The organism is Dehalococcoidia bacterium (assembly GCA_030648205.1).
Lineage (GTDB): Bacteria > Chloroflexota > Dehalococcoidia > JAUSIH01 > JAUSIH01 > JAUSIH01.
The window spans coordinates 19,503-38,194 of sequence record JAUSIH010000038.1 but is presented as its reverse complement, the minus strand read 5'-3'; the positions used below and the strand labels follow the sequence as shown (position 1 = coordinate 38,194).

21 protein-coding genes are annotated in these 18,692 nt (G+C 64.4%); 15 read left to right on the top strand and 6 right to left on the bottom strand.

Translation table 11 applies throughout. The features are described 5' to 3' along the window. Nucleotides 1–203, bottom strand: a 203-nt coding sequence (locus tag Q7T26_04545; GenBank protein ID MDO8531426.1) for a histidine--tRNA ligase, incomplete at its 3' end; no start/stop codon positions are given. Between the two features lie 233 nt (nucleotides 204–436). Between Q7T26_04545 and Q7T26_04540 the strand changes: the two genes are divergently transcribed. The 3 genes from Q7T26_04540 (at nucleotide 437) to Q7T26_04530 (ending at nucleotide 3,358) form a co-directional block, all read left to right on the top strand. Beyond that, the gene (locus Q7T26_04540; protein ID MDO8531425.1) at nucleotides 437–2,668 is read left to right on the top strand and encodes a bifunctional (p)ppGpp synthetase/guanosine-3',5'-bis(diphosphate) 3'-pyrophosphohydrolase; all 2,232 of its coding nucleotides are present in this window, start codon (nucleotides 437–439) and stop codon (nucleotides 2,666–2,668) included. Nucleotides 2,669–2,736: 68 nt separating this feature from the next. Further along, the gene (rpsT, locus tag Q7T26_04535; protein MDO8531424.1) at nucleotides 2,737–3,045 is read left to right on the top strand and encodes a 30S ribosomal protein S20; all 309 of its coding nucleotides are present in this window, start codon (nucleotides 2,737–2,739) and stop codon (nucleotides 3,043–3,045) included. Nucleotides 3,046–3,097: 52 nt separating this feature from the next. After that, nucleotides 3,098–3,358 carry a SelT/SelW/SelH family (seleno)protein gene (locus tag Q7T26_04530; GenBank protein ID MDO8531423.1) on the top strand — a complete coding sequence of 87 codons (261 nt, stop codon included), beginning with the start codon at nucleotides 3,098–3,100 and terminating at the stop codon, nucleotides 3,356–3,358. A gap of 102 nt (nucleotides 3,359–3,460) precedes the next feature. Here the strand turns inward: Q7T26_04530 and Q7T26_04525 are convergent, their stop codons facing one another. Continuing rightward, a complete protein-coding gene (locus Q7T26_04525; protein MDO8531422.1) occupies nucleotides 3,461–3,697 on the bottom strand; it encodes a hypothetical protein in 237 nt (78 codons plus the stop codon). Between the two features lie 64 nt (nucleotides 3,698–3,761). On the opposite strand from Q7T26_04525, the gene Q7T26_04520 reads away from it, so the two are divergent. The 3 genes from Q7T26_04520 (at nucleotide 3,762) to Q7T26_04510 (ending at nucleotide 8,140) form a co-directional block, all read left to right on the top strand. Then, nucleotides 3,762–4,841, top strand: coding sequence for an LLM class flavin-dependent oxidoreductase (locus Q7T26_04520; protein ID MDO8531421.1), 1,080 nt, complete (start codon nucleotides 3,762–3,764; stop codon nucleotides 4,839–4,841). 234 nt (nucleotides 4,842–5,075) lie between these two features. Then, nucleotides 5,076–6,095, top strand: coding sequence for an LLM class flavin-dependent oxidoreductase (locus tag Q7T26_04515; GenBank protein MDO8531420.1), 1,020 nt, complete (start codon nucleotides 5,076–5,078; stop codon nucleotides 6,093–6,095). Nucleotides 6,096–6,100: 5 nt separating this feature from the next. After that, nucleotides 6,101–8,140, top strand: coding sequence for a tetratricopeptide repeat protein (locus Q7T26_04510; GenBank protein ID MDO8531419.1), 2,040 nt, complete (start codon nucleotides 6,101–6,103; stop codon nucleotides 8,138–8,140). A 95-nt stretch (nucleotides 8,141–8,235) separates the two neighbouring features. Here the strand turns inward: Q7T26_04510 and Q7T26_04505 are convergent, their stop codons facing one another. Both Q7T26_04505 and Q7T26_04500 read right to left on the bottom strand, forming a co-directional pair. Then, complete coding sequence (locus Q7T26_04505) at nucleotides 8,236–9,984, bottom strand: glycosyltransferase family 39 protein (protein ID MDO8531418.1); 1,749 nt, start codon at nucleotides 9,982–9,984, stop codon at nucleotides 8,236–8,238. A gap of 217 nt (nucleotides 9,985–10,201) precedes the next feature. After that, a complete protein-coding gene (locus Q7T26_04500; GenBank protein MDO8531417.1) occupies nucleotides 10,202–10,867 on the bottom strand; it encodes a class I SAM-dependent methyltransferase in 666 nt (221 codons plus the stop codon). A gap of 227 nt (nucleotides 10,868–11,094) precedes the next feature. On the opposite strand from Q7T26_04500, the gene Q7T26_04495 reads away from it, so the two are divergent. From Q7T26_04495 to Q7T26_04460, 8 genes are all read left to right on the top strand, one after another. After that, entirely contained in the window at nucleotides 11,095–11,409 is a 315-nt protein-coding gene (locus Q7T26_04495; protein MDO8531416.1) for a hypothetical protein, read from the top strand. A gap of 9 nt (nucleotides 11,410–11,418) precedes the next feature. Continuing rightward, the gene (locus Q7T26_04490; protein MDO8531415.1) at nucleotides 11,419–11,580 is read left to right on the top strand and encodes a hypothetical protein; all 162 of its coding nucleotides are present in this window, start codon (nucleotides 11,419–11,421) and stop codon (nucleotides 11,578–11,580) included. Then, on the top strand, nucleotides 11,564–11,923 hold the full coding sequence (locus Q7T26_04485) for a hypothetical protein (GenBank protein MDO8531414.1): 360 nt from the start codon (nucleotides 11,564–11,566) through the stop codon (nucleotides 11,921–11,923). Before Q7T26_04490 ends, Q7T26_04485 begins: the two co-directional genes overlap by 17 nt. Then, nucleotides 11,907–12,155 carry a hypothetical protein gene (locus Q7T26_04480; protein MDO8531413.1) on the top strand — a complete coding sequence of 83 codons (249 nt, stop codon included), beginning with the start codon at nucleotides 11,907–11,909 and terminating at the stop codon, nucleotides 12,153–12,155. The genes Q7T26_04485 and Q7T26_04480 overlap by 17 nt, the downstream gene beginning before the upstream one ends. Before the next feature lie 2 nt (nucleotides 12,156–12,157). Beyond that, on the top strand, nucleotides 12,158–13,405 hold the full coding sequence (locus Q7T26_04475) for a hypothetical protein (GenBank protein MDO8531412.1): 1,248 nt from the start codon (nucleotides 12,158–12,160) through the stop codon (nucleotides 13,403–13,405). Next, the gene (locus tag Q7T26_04470) at nucleotides 13,381–13,569 is read left to right on the top strand and encodes a hypothetical protein (protein ID MDO8531411.1); all 189 of its coding nucleotides are present in this window, start codon (nucleotides 13,381–13,383) and stop codon (nucleotides 13,567–13,569) included. The genes Q7T26_04475 and Q7T26_04470 overlap by 25 nt, the downstream gene beginning before the upstream one ends. 251 nt (nucleotides 13,570–13,820) lie before the next feature. Next, nucleotides 13,821–14,183: a hypothetical protein gene (locus Q7T26_04465; protein ID MDO8531410.1), complete on the top strand. Its 363-nt coding sequence runs from the start codon at nucleotides 13,821–13,823 to the stop codon at nucleotides 14,181–14,183. Nucleotides 14,184–14,260: 77 nt separating this feature from the next. Then, nucleotides 14,261–15,628 (top strand): phage portal protein, encoded by a 1,368-nt coding sequence (locus tag Q7T26_04460; protein MDO8531409.1) that lies wholly within the window; start codon nucleotides 14,261–14,263, stop codon nucleotides 15,626–15,628. Nucleotides 15,629–15,651: 23 nt separating this feature from the next. Here Q7T26_04460 and Q7T26_04455 read toward each other — a convergent pair whose 3' ends face one another. Together Q7T26_04455 and Q7T26_04450 are read right to left on the bottom strand one after the other, a co-directional pair. Further along, nucleotides 15,652–15,903 carry a type II toxin-antitoxin system HicB family antitoxin gene (locus tag Q7T26_04455; protein ID MDO8531408.1) on the bottom strand — a complete coding sequence of 84 codons (252 nt, stop codon included), beginning with the start codon at nucleotides 15,901–15,903 and terminating at the stop codon, nucleotides 15,652–15,654. 207 nt (nucleotides 15,904–16,110) lie between these two features. Further along, nucleotides 16,111–17,991 (bottom strand): AAA family ATPase, encoded by a 1,881-nt coding sequence (locus tag Q7T26_04450; GenBank protein ID MDO8531407.1) that lies wholly within the window; start codon nucleotides 17,989–17,991, stop codon nucleotides 16,111–16,113. A 229-nt stretch (nucleotides 17,992–18,220) separates the two neighbouring features. Between Q7T26_04450 and Q7T26_04445 the strand changes: the two genes are divergently transcribed. Further along, on the top strand, nucleotides 18,221–18,661 hold the full coding sequence (locus tag Q7T26_04445) for a hypothetical protein (protein MDO8531406.1): 441 nt from the start codon (nucleotides 18,221–18,223) through the stop codon (nucleotides 18,659–18,661). The last annotated feature ends 31 nt before the right edge of the window (nucleotides 18,662–18,692 follow it).

Here is an 18,692-nt window from a genome sequence, read left to right as displayed (position 1 = left end):
GCGAAGGTGTACATCTCCTTTTCGACGATGTCGGTGCCCGCGCCGACGCTCCGCACAAAGAGGCCGGCCTCCTCGAAGACGGGCGTCTCGATGCGGCGGTAGCCGAAGCGCAGGCCGAGGCGCTCCGCCGTATCCCGGATGTGCGCCCAGTAGTCCTGCTCGTCCGGCAGGATGTCCGTCATGCCACGCGGCGCTTTGAACACGGCGCCAGACCTCCGGTCAGTGGACTTATATCGGCTGGCACGAGCGCGGGCGGCTAGCGGACTATCCGTGCATGCAGCCGTGACGCCACAAACACCAGCACCACAAGTATGCCGATTTGCAGCGCAAAGTCAAAGGCCAGGCCAGATACGCTATGGCCTCCCTCGATCTCAGCCCGCGCATTTGTCGGCCCAGTCTCCTTGGGATATACTGGACGTACGGATTGGATGGGGTTATGGAAAGGACTAAGGACGCGCTGGCGCGTGACAAGGGGCGGACAGCGTCCCCCAAGGTGGACGTGCAGGAGCTTCTGACGAAGGTCAGGGAGTACCTGCCGCCTGAGAAGGTCCAGGTCATTGAGGAGGCGTACGCCTATGCCGCCCGCTGCCACGAAGGGCAGATGCGCGAGTCCGGTGAACCGTACATCGTCCACCCGCTGAGCACGGCCATCCTCCTCGCCGAGCTGCAACTGGACGCCTCCACCATCACCGCCGCTCTCCTGCACGACGTGATTGAGGACTGCGGCGTCTCCCAGGAGGACATAGCGGGCCGCTTCGGCGATGAAGTCGGCAAGCTGGTGGACGGCGCCACCAAGGTCAGCAAGATCGAGCTACAGCTCCTGGAGAAGCGCCAGGGCGCCCAGCGCACACCGGAGGGAGAGCGCGTCCAGGCCGAGAGCCTTCGCAAGATGCTGGTGGCCATGGCGGAGGACGTGCGCGTGGTGCTCATCAAGCTCGCCGACCGCCTGCACAACATGCGCACCCTGGACGCCCTGCCGGAGGAGCGCCGCAAGCGCATCGCAAGGGAGACGCTGGACGTCTTCGCTCCGCTGGCCCACCGCCTGGGCATCTGGCAGTTCAAGTGGCAACTGGAGGACCTCGCCCTCAGGCACCTGGAGCCTGACAAGTACCATGAGATTTCCCGGTTCCTGGCCGCCAAACGGGGTGAGCGGGAGCGGTACATTCAGGGCGTCATGGTCACGTTGCGCAAGGAGCTGGAGAAGGCGGGCATCAAGGCAGAGGTGAGCGGCCGCCCCAAAGGCATCTACAGCATCTACGAGAAACGCGAAAAGTACGCGGCCCAGGGCAAGGACATCTCCCAGATCTATGACCTGTTCGCCGTCCGCGTCCTGGTTGAAGACGTGAAGGACTGCTACGCGGCGCTAGGCATTGTCCACACCCTCTGGCACCCCCTGCCCGGCCAACTTGACGACTACATCGGCAACCCGAAGGAGAACATGTATCAGTCCCTGCACACCACGGTGATGTGCCAGGGCTCGCCGGTGGAGGTCCAGATCCGCACGAACAAGATGCACCGCCTCGCGGAGTACGGCGTGGCCGCGCACTGGCGCTACAAAGAGGCCGGCGTCTCCCGCGAGGACATGAAGTTCGAGGAGAAGATGACCTGGCTCCGCCAGCTCCTCGAGTGGCAGCGGGAGGTCACGGGCACGGAGGAGTTCCTGGAGTCCGTCCGCACGGACATCCTCCACGACCAGGTCTTCGTCTACACCCCCAAGGGTGACATCGTTGAGCTGCCCGCCGGCTCCACGCCTCTGGACTTCGCCTATCGCATCCACACGGACCTGGGGCACCGCTGTGTGGGCGCCAAGGTGAATGGCAAGCTGGTATCCCTCAACACCCAGCTCCAGAACGGCAACACCGTGGAGGTCGTCGTCAGCAAGATCGCGCGGGGCCCCAGCCTGGACTGGCTGAACCAGGACTTGGGCTTCGTCCACACCACGAGCGCCCGTGAGAAGGTCCGCCTGTGGTTCCGCAAGCAGGAGCGGACGGTCAACGTTCAGCGGGGCCGCGAGGCGCTCCAGAAGGAACTGCACCGGCTGGCGGTGACCATCAGCGAGGACGAAGTCGCTGCTCTCCTGAAGTTCGACTCGGCGGACGACCTGCTGGCGGCCATCGGCTGCGGCAACATCAGCCTGCAGCAGATAGCGACGAAGGTCGGCCCGCAGGAGCCGGAGCCGCCGCAGATCACGCCGCCGCCCGCTCACGCCGCCCCGGCGCCCCTCACGGACGTCACCGTCATGGGCGTGGGCGACCTGCTGACGCGCGTGGCGAACTGCTGTCATCCCCTGCCCGGCGACGACATCGTGGGCTTCATCACGCGCACCAGAGGCGTGACGGTCCACCGGCGGGACTGCACCAACGTCCTCAACGTGGACGAGACCGAACGGATCGTGCCCGTCCAATGGGGGCCGACCAAGCAGGTCTATCCGGTGCGCGTCCGCGTGGAGGCGTGGGACAGGGTGGGGCTGCTGCGCGACCTCAGCAACGTGCTCGCGGACGAGAAGGTGAACATCGTGGGATTGCAGTCCATTGAGCATTCGGACGGCGCCATCACCATCTCCATGACGCTCCACACCTCCGGCATCCAGCAGCTCAGCCGCCTCTTCGCCAAGATGGAGACCGTCAAGAGCGTCCTCAGCGCCCAGCGCAGCAATAGCGGGGCTTAGGTTTACGGGCGCTCGCGCATCTGGTATCATGGACGCAAGAGTTTTCACCTCGAGTGGAGGAGGTCCCCTTGGCCAAGAAGTCCCCTTCTTCGAAAAAGGCGCACCGCAAGTCCGTGCGCCGGGAGCATCGCAACCAGCCCATCGGCTCCGCCGTCAGGACGCACGTGCGTATCGCCCGGAGCTATATCCAGAGCAAGGACACGGAGAACGCCACGGCAGCCGTGGCCCGCGCCGTGCGCGCCCTGGACAGGGCCTGGACCAAGGGCATCATTCACAAGAACAAGGCTTCCCGGCAGAAGTCGCGTCTGATGCATCAGCTCAACGCACTGGCGGGCGCGGCCACGGCTGAGGCGTCGGCCAAGACGGGCAGCAAGTAGGCCCGGCGCTCTCTCACCCTTCCCCCAGCCGGCAACCGCATGGGAAAGCAGCATGTCCGCGCAGAAGCTAGCCATCCAGATTGAGTATTGCCTGCCCTGAAACTACCTGCCGCGCGCCGCCAGGCTGGCGGAAGAGCTTCTGCGCGAGTTCGGTGAGCAGGTGTCCGCCCTGACGCTCGTCCCCGGCGAGGAGGGACGCTTCGAGGTCACCGTCAACGGGGAGCTGGTCTATTCCACAGTGCGCACGGGCCGCTTTCCGACCACCGCGGAGGTGCGCTCCGCCATTGTGAAGCGCCTCCCTTCCGCTTCCTGAGCCTCGCCGGGCGTCACTCCGCCGCCGCGCCTTCGACAGAAAATAGCCCACAGTGTGCGTGCGCCAGCCCCCGAGGGATCGGCGCCGGAGGGAAGCACCCGGTTAGGGGCGGTCGCGCAAGCCCTCGCGCAGCGCCGTGAGCCGGCCCCACAGCAAGCGCCACACGGCGCGCCGCTCCGCCTCGGTCAGGTGCCTGCCCAACTTCCGACGGCAGTCCAGCACCGCCTTGCCCGCCAGGAAGCCCCAGCTCCCCGGCTCGTTCGCCAGCCATCGGCGGACCACCTCCGGGTGGCCCCGCATGGTCGCGCTGACCGCCTCGTCCAGTGGGTTTCCGCTCATAGTCGCTCCAATCTTCCCATGATACGACGGCCAACGGGCTGAGGAAACGTCCGACGAAGGCGCAATGCCGACCATCCGTGTGCTGGCGTGCCGCCTGCGCTATAATCCAGGCATTCCATCCGGAGGTGGCGTCATGCACGTCGGGTTTCACATGGGGCCTGTCGTCCTGCACCCGTACCCCCTTGAGCAGCAGTGGAAGGAGCACCTGGAGCAGGTGCGCGCCGCCCGCGACCACGGCTTCGACTTCGTGTCCGTGGGCACGCACTGGGTCATCCACCCGTTCCAATACTTCAGCCTGATTCCCTGGCTCGCGCGCATCAACGGCGAGGTCCCGGAGATGACGCTCGTCACCTCCGTGGTCCTGCTGCCACTGGTGAATCCCGTGGACATGGCCGAGAAGCTCGCGACGCTGGACATCATGAGCGGCGGCAAGCTGAAGTTCGGCTGCGGCCTCGGCTATCGGCCCCTGGAGTACGAGTTCTTCGGCATCAGCCTGAAGCACCGCGCGCCGCGCTTCGAGGAGGCCCTGACGCTCATGAAGCGCCTCTGGACGGAGGACGAGGTGACGCATCACGGGCGCTTCTTCAACATCACGGGCGCGAAGCCGACGCTGAAGCCGTTGCAGAAGCCGTACCCGCCCGTCTGGATCGCCACGAACAGCGAGCCGGCGACGCGACGCGCGGCGCGCATGGGCGACGCGCCGTTCTGGTCACCGTTCCAGAACGTAACCGTGCTCAAGCGGCACCTGGAGCTTTACAAGGCGACGCTCAAAGAGGAAGGCAAGCCCTGGCCTAAAGAGGTGCCGATGGCGCGCGAGTACTCGGTGGGGCGGACGCACGCGGAGGCGGTGCGGGACGGCGCAGCGGGCATGGTGGAGAAGTTCGCGGCGTACGCCGAGCATGGGCTGCAAGGCTCGCTGGCGGAGAAGGACAAGAAGCTGTTGGACGAGTTCGACACGATGGCGAAGGACACCTTCATCGTCGGCGACCCGGCGGAGTGCGCGAACGAGATACTGCGGTACAGGGATATCGCGGGGATCACGCACATGAAGCTGCGCCTGCAGTACCCGGGGATGTCGCACGAGAAGGTGATGGAGCGCATCAAGCTCAGCGAGCAGGTCATCAAGAGGCTGCCGCAGGGGTAACCGGATGTCAGGCGCTCGTCCTTCGACAGGCTCAGGATGAGCGGGCTACTTGTCCACCGCTCATGGCTTCGACAAGCTCACCACGAGCGGGCGTTTGGCCCAGGCAGTGCAGGGTTGCAAGGGACGGCGTCCCTGCCGGGGGTCTGGGGGCGTCCCCCAGATTTAGTTTCTTCCCCTTCTCCTGCGAGGAGAAGGGGCCAGGGGATGAGGTATCCGAGGACAGGAGATAACTCCATGATTGTGGGCATGAACATGGGGCCGGGGCAACTCGCGGGGAAGCCGCCGGACCAGCACTGGAACGAGATGCTGGAGCAGGTGCGCGCCGCCCGCGACCACGGCTTTGGCCGCATCTCCATCGGGCATCACTGGGTCATCCACCCGTTCCAGTACTTCAACGTCATCCCGTGGCTGGCGCGCCTGGCGCCGGAGACGGGCAAAATGCTCCTTAACACGGGCGTCATCCTGCTGCCGCTGCTGAACCCCGTGGAGGTCGCGGAGCAGATGGCGACGCTGGACTACGCCTGCGAGGGTCGGCTGCGCGTCGGCCTGGGACTGGGCTATCGGCCGCTGGAGTTCGAGTTCTTCGGCGTGAGCCTGAAGCACCGCGCGCCGCGCTTCGAGGAGTCGCTGACGCTGATGAAGCGCCTCTGGACGGAGGACGAGGTGACGCACCACGGGCGGTTCTTCAACATCACGGGCGCGAAGCCGACGCTGAAGCCGCTGCAGAAGCCGTACCCGCCCATCTGGATCGCCGCGAACAGCGACCCGGCCATCCGCCGCGCCGCGCGCATGGGCGACGCGGTGTACATCGCGCCGTTCGGCACGTACGACGTGGTGAAGCGCCAGGTGGGGATTTACCGCGAGGAGCTGGAGAAGGTCGGCAAGCCGTGGCCGCCGAAGGAGATGGTGTTCAGCCGCGAGTACTCGGTGGGCCGGACGCGCGCGGAGGCGGTGGAGCTAGGCCGCGAGGGGATGCGGCGCAAGTGGGAGGCGTACGCGGAGCACGGGCTGCAGGCGTCGCTGCCGGAGGACGACAAGAAGCTGCTCGGCGACTTCGAGGCGCTGGCGAAGGACACGTTCGTGCTGGGCGACCCGGCGGAGTGCGCGAACGAGATACTGCGGTACAGGGAGCTGGGGTTCAACCACATCAACCTGCGCATCCAGTACCCGGGGCTGACGCACGCGGAGATGATGCAGAAGATCAAGCTGACGGAGCAGGTCATCAAGCGGCTGCCCGCGGGCGCGGAGAGGTAGGGTATATGACCGAGCGGCGCAAAAAGAGAGTCTCTGCCCCTTCTAGCAATCCACTGCACAAAATGGATGCTGAGGAATTTGTCAGACGCATTCACGACTCTATCAAGCGTCCAGAAAGACGCTACGCCCTTTTCATTGGCGCTGGGTGCTCTATATCCTCCGGCATCCCTGATGCTGGCACACTGGTCAAAGAAGATTGGCTTCCACGCCTTAGGGACTTGCGTGCGCCCGAGAGGAAGGATTTGGAGAGTTGGGCGCGTGAACAATTCCCAGGTAGTGACTTGTCTCGCATGGCACTGCTTTATGGCGCGGTCATGGAGAAGCTCTTTCTCAACCTCGAAGAGCGTCAGAGAGAAGTAGAACGTCTTTGCGAAGGCAAATTCCCCGGCTTCGGATATGCCGTGCTAGCTAATCTCATTGCCATGGATGAAGGGCGCTTCAACGTTGTTCTGACTACGAACTTTGATGATCTGGCCCCTGATGCTTTATACCTGTACACAGAAGCGCGCCCTTTAGTGATTCATCATGAATCTCTTGCGAGCTACATAAGGCCGGCTCGCATGCGGCCACTGGTTGTGAAACTTCATGGCGATCATCGTCTTTCTCCACACAATACGTTCCAGGAGACCGCGACCTTACCGCAAGTGATAGCGAATAGTGTCCGCCCCTTATTGCATGACCGAGGGCTAATCTTCATCGGTTATGGCGGCAACGACAAAGGTATCGTTGAGATGCTCGACGCGCTTCCACCAGCGGCGTTGCCCCTGAGTGTGTTCTGGGTCAGTGAGCTAGAACCTCAGGGAGTGATCAGGCAATGGCTTGACTCTCGCAAAGCTATTTGGGTCCAAAAGCGTGACTTTGATGAGCTGATGCTTTTGATTCATGACACTTTCAAACTTCCTCGTCCGGACGACCAGCGATTCAAGTCGGTATTCGATGAATACGGAAAAACCTATGAGAAGCTATCCAAGCGCGTACTGTCTTTGCCGGAAACTGTCCCTGGAGCCGCCCGACTAAAGAAGGCCGTCGAGAAGACGGACGCTTCGCTCACAGGGTGGTTCACCTATGCAATTCAAGCTGGCCGACTGGAGAAAACAGACCCGGAGAAAGCGGAAGCGCTTTACCTCGAGGGGTTGAAAAAGCTCCCGGACTCCGCGCCTCTTCTGGGCAATTACGCGATCTTCCTCCATCAAATCCGCAAGGACTACAACAAGGCGGAGGAACACTACCGCCGCGCATTGGCTGCCGATCCCAACAATGCTAACACTAACTGCAATTACGCGATCTTCCTCAAAAATATCCGCAAGGACTACAACAAGGCGGAGGAACACTACCGCCGCGCGCTGACCGCCGACCCCAACCTCGCCAACACTAACGGCAATTACGCGATCTTCCTCAAAGATATCCGCAAGGACTACGACAAGGCGGAGGAACACTACCGCCGCGCGCTGACCGCCGACCCCAACAATGCCACCAATAACGGCAGTTACGCGTTCTTCCTCAAAAATATCCGCAAGGACTACGACAAGGCGGAGGAACTCTACCGCCGCGCGCTGGCCGCCGACCCCAACAATGCCAACAACTTGGGCAACTACGCAAACTTCCTCTCAGATATCCGCAAGGACTACGACAAGGCGGAGGAACACTATCGCCGCGCGCTGGCCGCAGACCCCAACAATGCTATCAACAACGGCAATTACGCAGGCCTTCTCCTGGCTCAGGGAAGAAAAGGGGAGGGGCTGCGCACTCTCAACAAAGCTCTGGCTAGCAACCAATTAGAAGAGGTTCGCGAACTGGCTCTTGAGTGTTGGTCCTATCTATATGCCCACGGGCCAGCTACGGATCGACAAAGGGCACTCACTAATCTGAAAAGGCTGCTCACTGAGGGAGAACGCTCTACCGGATGGGGCCTGTCCGACAACATCGCCAGAGCGCGGCAGGACGGCCATCCGGACGCACAGTGGCTGGAGAAGCTCGCTGCCGTCATATCCGAGAACGCCGACATCAAGGTGCTGGACGCGTGGCCGAAGTGGAAAGCGGCTTAGATACCCCAGCGAGCGAATCCCAAATCCTGGGTGCGCGCTGATAGCGGCCGCCCCCTACCCCACCCGCGCGTGCCGCTCCGCAACCGCGCCATGTCCTAGCGCCCGCCCGCGCCGGGGGACAGCTCCAGCACGCGGACCTCCGGCCCGCCGTACCCCTGCTCCGGCGTGAACGCCGCCAGGGTGCGCACACCGGGCGTCGGGGCCAGGAGCGTGGAGTACAGGGCGTGGGTCTTGAGGTACTGCTCGGCCCATGACGCGCCCGCTGGCGGCGGCGGCTGGTCAACGTACGGCGCGTACGCGCAGCTCGAGACGGCGGCGTAGCGAACGCCCGCGGCCCGCATCTCCTCCGGCGAGGCGAACTCCTCCAGGAAGGCGACGCGGTACACGGGCCGCGCGGCGAAGTACGCGTCGAGTCGCTTCGGGAAGCTGGCGGGCAGGCGGGCCATGAATCCGGAGTCCACATCGGACTTCGCCAGCGTCCATATCTCAGGCCCGTTCGCGAGGATGGGGGGGTTGCAGCTTCCGGCCCAGAAGAAGGCCAGCGCCACCTTCTCCCCGCGCGGCACGTTCCCCTCGATCCACCGCGCCGCGGCGACGCGCGCGTCCGGCGCCGAACCCTGAATGCGGTCGGCGATGACGTGGCCCGCCGTGGGGATGATGAGCAGCGCGGCCACAGACCCGGCCAGCCACGCGGGGCGCGGGAGGATACGGACGAGAAGGACCGCGCCGAGGGCCACCAGCAGCGGGTACGCGGGCAGGATGTAGTGCAGCGCGGACGAACGGAGGGCGCCGACGAAGAGGAAGAGCGGGAGAATGGCCGCCAAGGCCAGGATGTCCTCGCTCTTGCGGCGGAACAGCGCGCCCACTACGCCCGCCAGGAGGACCACCCCGATGGCCCACTCCTGCTCCAGAAAAGACTGAAGGAGCGAAAGGGCGGCGATGTCGCTGCTGGTCTGGCCCGTCCACGCGCCTGAGCTTCTGATCTGAAAGTAGGACAGCGCGCTCGCGACCCGCTCGGGAAACTGCACAATCCAGAATGGCGACAGCAGCAGGAACGCGGCGACCGCAACGCCCAGTCCCAGCCACAGGTTAGCCCCCAAAAGCGTCTGGCGCCATGTCATCCCGGCGCGCCTGCTGGCCAGAACATGCGCGGCGACCATCGGCAGGATGAAGAAGCCTCCGTTGTACTTGGTGGACATGGCGAACCCGCCCAGCGCGCCCGCCAGGACGAACGCGCGGCGCGTCGGCGACGTCAGGGCGTGGAGGCTGGCCAAGAAGGCCCCCGTCGCCAGAAGCATGACCATGCTTTCCATAAGGGCGAAGTGGCTGAACCAGACGGGCAGGTATGCCACGGTCATGATGCCCGCCGCGACGAGTCCGGTCCTGTCGTCCGCCAGGCGGCGGCCCAGCCGGAATGTCAACGCAATGGCGGCGGCGCCCCCGACGGCGGAGATAGCCCGCGCAATAACGTAGAAGGCGTGGGGGTCAACCAGGTACGTGAAGGCCATGTCCTCCAGGGACGCGAACGCCCCCGTCACCAGGCCGACCACCGCGTAAAGTCCGTACGTGAGCAAGAGCACGTCTGGATACCCGGCGGGATGGATGGAGCCGCCCACGGGCACGATGCTCCGCGTGGCGGCGAACCCCATGGCGATGCGCACGTTGGGAATCTCATCGCCATAGACGACGTCCGTCCGGTCTATTCCCCACAGGCGCAGCGCGAGGCCCGTGAGCATCAGGGCCACCAGCACAACGGCCACGCGGTAGCGTGAGGCAAGCTCCCACAGTCGGAACGCGCATCGTCCCACGGGGGCGGACGCCCCTTTCTGATCAGTCAGTGCCACGTTCGTTCCCCTCACCCATTGCTCGCGCTACCTCTCGCTCATGTTGTCCGGACGTCCGTGACCACGCGAGTATACCACCAGCTACCAAGGGAGAGGTTGTGGCTGGCGCCTGGGGAGCAGCGGTGGGCAAAGGGGGCGGAGAAGAAACAAGGCTCTGTCCAGTCCCGGACTTGTCTGCCTGTCCTGAAAGAATGGCCCGCGCCAATGGTTGGCCGGACTATTCCTTGCGAAACCTCATGACCATGTCCGCGCCCATCACCTTCCTCGTCTCCTCGTGTCTGAGGCCGTAGGCTGCGGCCAGAGCTCTGGTGGATGATTCCGTGAATTTGCTATTGTGTTCATCATGATAGCCCGACCTCATAAGCACGCCATAAAGTATCTCTATGACGTTCCACGTCCAGGAGGAGAAGTCAGGGGTTGCGATGATGACCGTTCCGCCGGGCCGGGTTATCCGTGCTATTTCCTGCATAAGCTTGTGCGGGTTCTCATGGTGCTCAATGACCTCAATGCATAGCGTTGTGCCAAAGTAGTTGTCCGCGAGCTTCGAATTTTCGGCCAGCGCGTTCATGTACGTGGATGTGCTGTCCTTTTCCTTCATAAGGTCTATCTTGCCTGCGTGCGCGTCCACCCCCACCTTCTCCGTAGCTTTCACCAGGCTGAGAATAGGACTGCTCCCGCAGCCCAGGTCCACCACAGGATTATTTTCTCCGGCCATTTCCAACACAAGGCTGGCTGCCCGTCGCTTCCACCACTTCTGAATGAAGTTCCCCTTGTAGTATGCCTTCCAGTCGTAGTCAGATGTTATCGCTCTTCCCGCTGGCTTCTCCGTTACATTTCCGGCGGCAATTCGCTTCGCCTTGCCGACCATCGGTTCACGTTCCATGACTTACTCTTTCCAAGTCCACGCCCTCTCCGGGTCGCAGACAACTACTACTCGTCACATGCCACCTACAATGAGCACAAACACTGTACCACAACGATGCGCCTTTGGGTAGGCCGACTGTCCGCGCCTCCCTCGTGTCTGGACCGCAGCGTCCCTGCGCCACGCCCCTGTTGACGTTATAGAACTTATGTTCTATCCTCAGTGCCATTCCACGCGAGGACGAGGCCATGCAGGACACGGCGCTGGTCGCCCTTCTCTACGCCGTCACCGCCGCCAGCAGCGGCGTCAACGCCTTGTACTTTCTGCGCTACCGCGCGTCGGCGCTGCGGCGTCGGGTGGGCGCCGCGGTGATGGCGGGCGTGTGCCTGGCTGGGCTGGCCCAGGGCATGTTCTACGGGTTGTTCGCGCGGGCGGGCGGGGCGCCTTGGCCCGTCGGAGGGGCGTGGCTGCCGGTGGCAGCGTCGGCCTGCGTCAGTTCGTTGCTGGTCTCCGCGCTGATAGCGCGCCACGCGCTGTCCTTCCGCGGAAGGACACGGGGATAAGGAGGCGGCATGTCAACGCTTGCGAACGCGCTGCGTCGTCAGCAATGGGATCTGGCGGCGCTGTGCCTGGCGGAAGGGGCGCTCCGAGCGGCCGGCAGGCTGCCCGCGGACGCCCTGGAGGGACTGCTGGATTCGCTTGAAGGGGGCGACGCCGATGGCCGACAGCGCTAGCCCTCGGCCTCGGGGCAAGAGTGGTCGCTCCGACGCGGCGCCCGGCTTCTACGAGGCGGCCCTCAGCGAGGCGGAGCGCGTGCGGCTGCCTCGCGCGCGCAAGGTCCAGGGGCTGGACGCGGAGATCGCCCTGCTGCGCGTCCGCCTGGAGCGGCTGGCGCGGGAGCACCCGGAGAACGTGGAGATGCTCCTGAAGGGCATCAACGTGCTGGTGCGCGCGGTCGCGGTGAAGTACCGCCTCTCGCCCAAGGCCGAGAAGGACCTGGCGAGCAGCCTTGCGGGCGCGCTGCGGAGCGTCGGCGCGGCGCTGGGACTGGAGGGCATGGATGCGCCGGAGAGATGAGCTGGGGGAGACGCTGCGCCGCCTGTGGGCCGGCCTGCGCGGGGGCCGCGAGGGCCAGGCCAACGGCGCGCGCGTGGAGGTGGCGCCCGCGAGCGCCTTCGAGGCGGTGCTGGAGCAGCGCTTGAAGGAGCTTGAGGCGCAGGTGGAGGAGGTCAAGGGCCGGGTGAACGGCCTGCTCTACCTGGTGGCGGGCACGGTGCTGCTGGAAGTGGTGCTTCGACTGGTGAAGTGAGCATGGCTACTCCTCCGATAAAGCTGCGGCCATACCAGGTAGAAGTGGGGCGTGCCGTGCTGGGCAGCGTCGCGCGGCGGCGAGGGCTGACATTCACCGTGGAGATGGCGCGACAGGCGGGGAAGAACGAGCTTTCGGCGCACATGGAGGTGCTGCTGCTGGTTATGCATGCGCTGAAGGGCGGCACGCTGGTGAAGTGCGCTCCCACCTTCGTCCCGCAGGTCGTCGTCAGCATGCGTCGGCTGCGGGACCGCCTGGACGACGCCGGCCTGCGCGGCCTGTGGTCGGCTGAGGCCGGGCACGCCGTCCGGCTGGGCAAGGCGCGGGCGCTGTTCTTCAGCGCGGAGCCGGGGAGCCACGTGGTGGGCGCGACGGCGGACGTGCTGCTGGAGGTGGACGAGGCCCAGGACGTGGACAAGCAGAAGTTCGCGCGGGACTTCCGGCCCATGGGCGCGCCCGCGAACGTGACCACGGTGCTGTACGGCACGGCGTGGGACGGCTCGACGCTGCTGGAGGAGTCGAAGCAGGTCAACCTGGAGATGGAGCGGCGCGACGGGGTGAAGCGGCATTTTCGCTTCGACTGGCTTGAGGTGGGCAGGCACAACCCGGACTACATGCGGTACGTGGAGGGCGAGAGGGCGCGGCTCGGCGAGAGCCATCCTCTGTTCCAGACGCAGTACTGCCTGAACCCGGTGCGCGGCGCGGGCGGATTCCTCTCGGCGGGGCAGCGGGCGCAACTGCAGGGCGCGCACTCGCGGCAGCGCTCGCCCCGCGCCGGAGCGGTGTACGTCGCGGGCATTGATATCGCGGGCGAGGCTGAGGCGGCGCAAGAGGGACCCAATCAGGACGCGGCGGTGCGCGCGGCGGAGCGTCGGCGCGACTCGACGGTGGTGAGCATCGGCGAGGTGGACTTCGCGGCGTGCACGGACGCGCTGCCGGAGCCGCGGGTGCGCGTGGTGGAGCACTACTGGTGGACGGGCAGGCCGCACGCGGCGCTGTACGCCCAACTGGTGGACGTGCTCCGCGACGTCTGGCGCTGCCGGCGGGTGGTGGTGGACGCCACGGGCGTCGGCGCGGGCGTGGCGAGCTTCCTGGCGAAGGCGCTGAGCGGCATTGTGACGCCGTTCGTGTTCACGGCGCCCGGCAAGTCGCGGATCGGCTTCCAACTGCTGGCGGCGGTCAATGCGGGACGATTGAAGATGTACGGGGCCGACGGCTCGGCGGAGTGGCGGAGTTCTGGCGTGAGGTAGAGCTGGCGACGAGCGTGTACCGGAGCGGCCAGACGATGGGCTTCGGGGTGGAAGCGTCGCGCGGGCACGACGACTTCCTGATGAGCATGGCGCTGCTGGTGGAGGCAAGCGCCGGGTACGCGCCCCGGCGGGCGCGCGGGCGGATAACGAATGGTCATCCCTGAAGGCATGCGCCCTGGAGACCCCGCTCATCCTTCGACAGGCTCAGGACGAGCGGACACCGAATGGGCGTCCTTCCGAAGAGGGACTGGGTATGGCAGCGGGAACGAGGTGCAGGGGCCACGCCTCTGCCGGGGTCTTAGGGGTGTCCCCTATACCCATTAATCCCCCTTCTCCTGCAGGAGAAGGGGCCGGGGGATGAGGTATCCGGAAAAATACACGCGCATTGACTGTGTTTCACGATGGAGGCACGAGCATGACGCTGACGTACGAGAAAGACCACGCCCCGAACGGCGCCGCGCAGCCGCCCGCTCCGCAAGGCGGAGGGGATTTCGATACGCTGCCGGAGCTCGCGGCCTATCGCGACGAGGGCTGCGAGGTGTCGCCGACGTGCCTGGAGTGCCCGCTGCCGCGCTGCAAGTACGACGACCCCGACTGGTACCGTCGGCTGCGGCTGGCGTCGCGGGACGCGCGGGTGCTGGAGGCGCTGCGCACGGAGCGCGGCAGGCCCGCCGAGCTTGCGCGGCGGTTCGGGATGAGCGTGCGCACGGTGCAGCGCATCATGAAGCGGGCGCGAGGCTTTCCGACCTCACTCCATGCAGGCAAAAGACCGGGGTAGATTCTTCGTCCTTCCGTGGAAGGACTCGGAATGACGGGAAGGCGAGCGCCAGGAATGAAGCGACATAGGAGGCGCGCATGACGACGACGGCACAGACGCAGACGGCCCTGCCGCAGCAGGTGGCGCGGATGGACCAGCCGCGCATGGCAGCGTACCGCGAGAACCTGGAGTTCTATAACGGCAGGCAGTGGCCCGCGAGGCCGCGGCGGCGCGAGAGGCAGCTCACGTTCAACTACGCGCGGGTGCTGGTGGACAAGCTGACGTCGTACCTGATGTCCGGCATCACGCTCGACGTGGAGCCCGCCGACGACTCGCCGGAAGGGCGGGAGCGCGCCCGCCGCGCGGAGTCGGACCTGCGCGCCGTGTACGACGCGAATGCGCTGGAGTCGCTCGACTTCGAGACGGAGCTGGACGCGGCCATTCTGGGCGACGGCTGCTACAAGGTGACGTGGGACGCGGAGGAGCAGCGCGTGCGGGTGACGGCGCCGGACGCGCAGGGGCTGTACGCCTGGTGGGCGGGCGACGACGTGTCGCGAGTGTGGCGCGTCGCGAGCCGCTACCGGCTGCCGTCGGAGGAGGCCGCGGCGCTGTACGGCGTCTCGCCGAACCGCTTCGGTCCTTCGACGGGATCAGGATCGAGCGGTTCGGCCCATGCGCGCGAGGTGACGGTGGTCGAGGCGTGGACGGCGGACAGCTTCGAGCTGTGGCTGGACAACGAGGTCGTGGAGCGTCGCGCGAACCCCTGCGGCTTCATCCCGTTCGTCATCTTCCCCAACCTGCGCCAGCCCAAGCAGTTCTGGGGCGCGAGTGACATCCCGCCGCTTATCGAGCCGTCGCGGGAGCTGAACCGCGCGATGTCGCAGCTCTCGACGATCCTGGAGCTGTCGGGCAACCCCATCGCGGTGCTGGAGAACGTCGAGGAGTCGCAGGACATCGCGGTGCAGCCGGGCGCGGTGTGGGAGATACCGGAGAGGGCGCGGGCGTACCTGCTGGACCTGCTCCAGGGCGGCGGCGTGAATCTGCACGCCGACTACATTGACCTGCTGTACCGGACGCTGCACGACGTGTCGGAGGCGCCGCGGACGGCCTTCGGCGACAACCGGCAGGGGCTGAGCGGCGTGGCGCTGGAGATGGAGCTGCACCCGCTCTTGCAGAAGGTGCGCCGGAAGCGGCTGGTGCGGTCGGCGGTGTACCGTCGGCGGGCGCAGATGGCGCTGCGGCTGCTGGAGCGGCACACGGGGGCGCGCTACGGCGACGTGCGGGTGAAGGTGACATGGGGGCCGGTGCTGCCGCAGGACCGCGGGCGGCTGGTGAGCGACGAGGAGGCGCTGGTGCGCGCGGGGCTGCACAGCCGGCGCACGGCGATGTCGGCGCTGGGGGTGGAGGACCCGGAGGGGGAGCTGGCGCGCGTGCGGGAGGAGGGCGGGGCGGGGGTTGGGGGTTAGCGGTTGGGGATTAGGGAGCCAGCTCAAGCGCTGGCTGGATCGAGTTCCATCGTGACCAGGATGCTGGGGTTTGGAGCCAACCCCAGTTCAGCCAGATTCTCACCCTCCAAATGGAGAGCAACAGCCTCGCGCAGGTTGGAAAGGGTCTTCTCTAGGGTGCGGCCTTGCGTCACAACCGAGATGTCCAAACACTCGGCGATGTAATACTTCTCACCTTTGGAAACGCGCGCGAGTATCGTCCGCCTCAGCGCCGCTAGCGGCGCTTCCTTCAGCATAGCGTCACCTCTCAGCATCAGTCTAACGCGGGCGCGGGTGTGGCGGCAAGGGCCGCACGGCCAGCGCACGGCGATGTCGGCGCTGGGAGCGGTGGACCCCGGAGGGGGAGATGGCGCGCGTGCGGGAGGAGGGCGGGGCGGGGGTTGGGGGTTGGGTTTGTGAACCCAACCCCCAACGCTCCTTCACACTCTTGTTTGCTTGGTCATTCACGGCTGTCTTGGCAAGAACGTGCGAAGCTTCTCAATAGCATCCTCAAACTCATATTTCGTGTTATTCCGGCCGCGCGATTGTCGGGCGGAAATCTTGCCTAATGCTTCAGCCCCCAAATTCTTGTTGAGTTGCGGTTTACTGAGTCCGTATTGATAGGTCTCATAGAAGTAATGCCCCAGCACTTTTGAGATTTTCTGGGTCGGAGCGGCCTCAACATGCTTTGTCAAACCCTCCACGGTCAAATCCCCACCATTCGCGACCGCATTGGCGGCCCGAATTAGCTCGTCGTAAGAAAAGTTGTCCTCGAATTCGGCCCTGCGCACTCCACCGGAGTCACTCTTAACACCACAGTCCCACACGTGAACTTGGTCATCTGTCCAAGACTTACCGTCGCTAAACTTGCGGCGCAGGATTTCTATTGTCTTACTTGTTCCCTCGTCATCATCCGCAAAAATGACCACTCTGGTCTGGTTCGCACTCAAGGATTCTATCAAGCGACACACACTGTCAATTTTGGACCCGAGGTCTCCATCCAGCGACTGGATGTGAATCGCATTGAAGCGTTGTGTCCCAAGCAAATGCTCGGCTATTTCTGGCAGAGCGGACGACTCACTCTCCCCGTCCCAAAGGACGACCAAGTCGTAGCCGTATAAATCGAGGTTGGAATGCCCCAGTGCCTCCCTTACCGCTCCGCGTTCGCCTTCACCCACGAGCGTTGCCTTGGTTTGGTTCCCGTTTTGGAGACTTATGAGGTGCACAGAACAGAACTCCGCGAGTGGTGCAAGGATGGTAGAGTGTGTGCTCCAAAACAACGTCTTGCCGTATTCCGCTGCGTGTGCCAACGCGGCCTGCATGAACATCCGCTGGCTTGCGGCGTGCAGCCCCCGCTCCGGTTCTTCGATCATTACCGTGCTTCCGGCCGGGGATAACCAAGTAAGAGCGACTAGGTAGATAAGCTCACTGACTCCACCTCCAACGCTGTCCAGCCGATGCGCCTCAGCCGTATCAACTTCTTCCGACGCTACGCGTATGCTTACTTGACTCGCGTTTTCCAGATGTGTGTAAACCCTCCCAACCGAAGGAATAAGTTGCTGGATCATCTTCTCAAATACGCGATATCGTCTCTCCTCATTGTTTTTCATAAAATGCAGAACTGCGGGTAGCGATTCTCCAGTGATCTTGCTTCTGTCAACTCCAACATTCCCAATCGCCGGGGTTTGCCGATAAGAAGGGACGTAAACTAAACGAGAGGCCCAATCTGCCAAGAGGGCAAATATCCTGTACGCGTCTCCTTTTTCACGTCGTCCATTGGCGAAAAGCTCCCTGAACCTGTCAAAAGACCAGTCCTCCCGCGGTTCCAGCGGGAGATCGCTTGACTCTGGCATTTTGAAGAGGGCGAGCAGTCCTGAACGAGGAACCACAAATGCCTTTTGCTCGGGATTCAAGCGCAAGACAACAATGCGCTTCTCTTCTGTGCGGCCTGGTTCGCGCATCCTTTTCGCGTGACAAACCATATAAGTGGGCAGCAAGTATCTGGGATCGAATCCCAATTGACCTGTCAATGCCAACTCGCATACCACTTTTTCAACCCGGAGTCCTCCTCCTTTGTCAGCAAGCTGTTCATAATCATGCGCTTCTAGGACGAATTCCAGGCTTAGCTTGAAGGGACTCGCTTTTTTGTCAGTAAGCCGTTCGCGCATGTAGTCCCAATCCAACAGTTGTCCATTAACATGTCGAGTCAAGTAGAGGGCTTCCAGAAAGGAACTCTTGCCCTCGTTGTTCGGACCAATCAAAGCGTTCAAGGTACCAAGTGAAGATAGCGTTTCCTTCGTTCGGATATTCTTGTAGTTTGTCACAGAAAAACTCGTGAGTCTCATAATGCCTCCGTGCTACATTTCAGCGGCAGATGAAGATTCGCGAAGCCCACTATCCGCGCTTAATTCTACCCCGTCATCCGCCTGTTGACACTGTAGAACGCGCGTCCTACCCTGTCAAGCAGATGTAGATTCTTCGCTGCTCCCCCATCGGGGAGATTCCTCGCCCTTCTGCGGAAGGACTCGGAATGACAAGCGCGGAGCGCGGCGGCGAGACGAAAGGAGTCGGCGGATGACGGACGAGAACGCAGCAACGAGCGGGGTCGAGGCGGCGGCGGCGCAGGGACAGGCGCAGGCGGCGGAAACGCCGGAGGAGCGCGTGGCCGGGCTGGAGCGCGCGCTGGCGGAGGCGCGGACGCTCGTGGAGGAGCGCGGGCAGGCCGTGGCCGCGCTCACGGAGCGGGCCGCGCTGGCGACGGCGAAGTACCGGCAGGCCGCGCTCGCGGCGACGCCGGAGGTGCCGCCGGAGCTGGTGCAGGGCGCGACGGTGGAGGAGGTTGACGCAGCGATGGCGCGGGCGAAGGCGCTCGTGGACGAGGTGCGGAAGCGGGCCGTGGCGCACGCAGCCGAGACGCCGCGCACGCCCGCGGGAGCGCCCGCGCGGTCGGCGCCGGACCTGTCGGGGCTGACGGCGCAGGAGAAGATAGCGCACGGGCTGGCGCGGCGAGGCTAGCGGCGCACTACGGCGCAACGCAGGAAGGCCC